We start from the raw sequence: 2908 nt of genomic DNA, 5'->3' as shown, positions 1-2908 counted from the left end.
TACCGTAGGATTATTTTTGGGGGTGCTGAAGGTAGGCTATAAGAGGAATCGCTAAAAGGGAGGAAGTACTCAGGAGAAGGGGGCATTTGTTGGTGTCTGAAGAGGCGGGTGGTTTCTTCGCTCTTTTGCCTCCTTGGGGAGAGGAGTAACGAGAGGGGGATTAGCAGGGGGAGTAGGCTGGGGCTAGTGGATCTAGAGCCAAAGAAGCAGTACGTGTCCGAGGGAATGACCCTAGGGCACGCACTGCTTCTTTGCTTTGTGAAGAGAGGGGAGGGCTAGGCGCCCTCGGGTAGGGGAGCTAGGCGTCTGTGGCGACGAGGGCGAGGATGCGACGGAGGGTGTTGAGGTTGCGGGTCGTGCAGGTGACCTTTAGGTGACGCTCCAGGGCATTATTGGTGAGGCGGGAGTTCTTGTAGGTGACGGGAGCATGGACGTAGAGGCATTGCTCGGAGAGATGCAGTTCGGCTTCTCCCCAAGACTTCTCGGCGAGGACCTGAAGGCGCTGGACGTCGGGGCGCTCCATCGTCATCGAGAAGAAGACCCGGCTAGGATCAAGGTCGGAGGGGAAGGGGCAGGCGTCGATCCAGCCTTGGATCTCCTCGGGACGGAAGACCAGAGCAGCGATGTCCGCTCCGTAGTGCTCGGCGAGGAGGTCATGGATGCGAATGCTTAGAGCCTCGGCGGAGAGCTCACTGCGAAGGAGGATATTCCCACTCTGGATGTAGGTACGGACGGCTTCGAAGCCGGCATCTTCGAGGAGCTGGCGCAGGATCGCCATCTTAGGTATGCTGTTCTTCCCGCTGGGCATGACGCCTCGGAGGAGGATGATTTGCTCTTGTTTCATCGTTTGAAGGGGGGATAAAAAGGACTCAGCGAGCCTCATGAAGGTGCAAAGATAGTTCTTTTCCCTAGGAGGTAATTCGGTGCTTCCTCTGTGGCAATGGCGGTGCTGGCTCGCCTGAAGTACCATTGCGAGGGGCTTATTCTAAGCTCTCTTTGGGCTGTGCCAAGCTGAGGGCTTTGCTCCTGGCTCTAGGGCTCTTGGCGTCGGAGGAATTGGGGGCTGATGGGGAAGGGGGCATTTCTATTCTGAAGAAGGCGGTAGTAGTGTCTCTTTGGCGGGAGAAGGGGCGGGCTTAGAAGGGAGGCTATAGTGCCGTAGTCGGGTAGCCGTAGTCCTTCATCGGAGGCACTAGTAGCGCCTCTCGGGTGGCAACAGTAGTACCTCTTCGGAGGTAGCAGTAGTGCCTCGGAGGGGGAAGATGAGGAGGCTTGAAGTGAGGGAAAGGAGAAGCCTTCGGGAGGCAAAAGGGCTGAGGTGAGAAGGGATTCAGTGGGGCGACTTAGGCAGGATCATTGCTGGAGGTAGGGAGGGGCTAAGGGCTTCGACGAGGGAGCTGTGGGGGAATGATTTTTTCATTTCTTCGTACCTTTGCGCCCCAGCGAAAGGCAAGATACTTCTCTGCCAGCACGCTCGCTTGTATGTCTTGAGCTCGCAGTCCGTCGCCTTACGGACGCTCTTCGTCTCCCACTTGGTGCATTGGTGCTGTGGGGACGCTTCACTTTCCTCTCCTCCTGGGTCGAGCTCGCAGGAGTCCACTTATTCACACGAGTAAAATTATTTGATGAAGACTAAGAAGATATTCCTCTTCGCCCTATTCCTCGGCTTCGGGCTGGCGGTGGGCTGTAAGTCCGGGAACGATACTCCTCGGGTCACGCCTACTCCAGAAAATCCCCAGAAGCCCAACGACCCCCAGAATCCTCAGCCACCTGAGAACCCTCAACAGCCAGACCAGCCGAAGCAACCCGAAGATCCTCAGAAGCCCGGGGATCCCACCCCGCCTGCTAATCCTCCGAAGCCCTCGGACTACAACATGGCTAAGCGTATGGTCGTCACTCCCATTGAGAGTAAGACTAAGGAGCTGCTTAGCACGCTCAAGATCGAGGAGTTTGCTTGGGGCAAGGAGAAGGATGCTATTAAGCTCGCCGACCTCCTTCCCTTTGTGACCTTCTCCTCTTCAGAGCAGGGAGGTCAGCCTTACACCCTTACCGCTGAAGATCTGAAGCTCCTGGAGCTAGTGGACATGAAGTACGAGGAGGGCGCTCATGGTAGCGATGCCCTTGCTTTCAAGGTACGCTACAAGGGGATCCCGGGTTCGGACTTCCTCCGTATCCCCATCTCCCGTCGGGAGTACTTCTTGCAGAAGTTCCAAGTCGATGAGGCTTTCGCCTCTAAGTACTACCTCGGGGGAATGGTGCGTCAGTTCGGGGTCTACTCGGGAGAGTTCCTGAAGAGCTATGATCGGACGAAGTACGCCGTAGTGCTCTCAGAGCCTCGTGCCGACCACTACAACAATACCCTCACCTTCAGAGGGACGGTGAACCTTCCCCGCTATAATAAGGAGGATCTACTGACGCTCGACTTCGAAGTCAAAGGCTTCAAGCCCCTGTCTTCCCTGAAGGACAAGCTTACCTTGGCTACTAGTATCGACCTCAATGAATGGATGAGTGGGCGACTGAAGAAGCTGAAGAAGCTCGATGACGCTACTGTCCTGAGTACGCTCCAGTTCAACCCGAAGACCTGGCTCCAGCTAGCTAGCCCAGGCATCCGACGCTCTAGGACAGAGCTGGCTGAACTGGTATGGGCTCGAGATGGGCATGACCTCGTGGGGGTGGTCTCTGGCGGGCTTGACAGCCGTGATGTGTATCTGAAGGATGTTCGCTTCCAGGTAAAGTCTGCCCACTATGATAAGGACGCTGCTACCGTGACGATCAAGCTAGAACTGACGGGGGCCAATGAGCAGGCGTTCGACGGAGGGACAACTACGCTCGTCGTTCGCTCGGTGCGCCTCTAGCTCCATCGGTCGAACCCTTAGAAACGACACCGCCCCGACAAGCCTAGGCTTGT

2 protein-coding genes are annotated in these 2908 nt (G+C 56.5%); one reads left to right on the top strand and one right to left on the bottom strand.

Annotated features, from left to right (window positions below):
- Positions 1-298: 298 nt before the first annotated feature.
- The gene (locus HMPREF1556_RS05760; RefSeq protein ID WP_044125320.1) at positions 299-844 is read right to left on the bottom strand and encodes a DUF1697 domain-containing protein; all 546 of its coding nucleotides are present in this window, start codon (positions 842-844) and stop codon (positions 299-301) included.
- Positions 845-1625: 781 nt separating this feature from the next.
- On the opposite strand from HMPREF1556_RS05760, the gene HMPREF1556_RS05755 reads away from it, so the two are divergent.
- Positions 1626-2855 carry a hypothetical protein gene (locus HMPREF1556_RS05755; protein ID WP_021667404.1) on the top strand — a complete coding sequence of 410 codons (1230 nt, stop codon included), beginning with the start codon at positions 1626-1628 and terminating at the stop codon, positions 2853-2855.
- Positions 2856-2908 lie beyond the last annotated feature (53 nt).

Source organism: Porphyromonas sp. oral taxon 278 str. W7784 (assembly GCF_000467855.2).
Lineage (GTDB): Bacteria > Bacteroidota > Bacteroidia > Bacteroidales > Porphyromonadaceae > Porphyromonas.
This window is presented reverse-complemented; position numbering and strand designations above follow the sequence as displayed.

Coding starts and splice junctions, on each gene's coding strand:
- HMPREF1556_RS05760 (WP_044125320.1), bottom strand. CDS start 844: ATGAAACAAGAGCAAATCATCCTCCTCCGAGGCGTCATGCCCAGCGGG.
- HMPREF1556_RS05755 (WP_021667404.1), top strand. CDS start 1,626: ATGAAGACTAAGAAGATATTCCTCTTCGCCCTATTCCTCGGCTTCGGG.